Origin of the sequence: Geminicoccus harenae, assembly GCF_019800005.1 — a bacterium.
GTDB lineage: Bacteria > Pseudomonadota > Alphaproteobacteria > Geminicoccales > Geminicoccaceae > Geminicoccus > Geminicoccus harenae.
Map to the genome: position 1 here is coordinate 1 of NZ_JABGCL010000269.1, position 530 is coordinate 530.

Annotated in this window: 1 protein-coding gene; it reads right to left on the reverse strand. The window is 69.6% G+C overall.

From position 1 onward, the window contains the following. Positions 1-530 (reverse strand): pirin family protein (locus tag HLA95_RS27845; protein ID WP_306422404.1); only part of this gene is annotated, 530 nt, incomplete at both ends.

Here is a 530-nt window from a genome sequence, read left to right on the forward strand (position 1 = left end):
GGCACGGTGTCGAAGCGGCCGCGCGCCCATTCCTCCTTGGCCGCCGCGATCCGCTCAGGCCGCGAGGAAACGAAGTTCCACCAGATGTAGCGCGGCCCTTCCATCGGCGCGCCGCCAAACAGCATGAACCGCGCCGCCGACATGGCGGTGACGGTGATGGCGTCCCCTGGGCGTAGCACCAGGAGCTGGGCGGGCTCGAACCGATCACCCGCCACCTCGATCGTGCCGGCGATGGTGTAAAGCGCGCGCTCTTCGTAGGTCGCGTCGATCGGCATCCGGGCACCCGGGTCGAGCTGCACGTCGGCGTAGAGCGTCTCGGACGCGGTCACGAGCGGTGAGCCGGCGCCGAACGCCTGTCCTGCAATCAGTCTTGCCCGGATGCCATCGGCATCGATGACCGGCAGCGCGTCCGCCTGGTGGTGCAAGAAGGCCGGATCGGTCTCCTCCTGCGCCGCCGGCAGCGCCATCCAGGTCTGGATGCCGAACAGGCGCTGGCCATCGCGACGGCGCTGCTCACTGGTGCGCTCGGA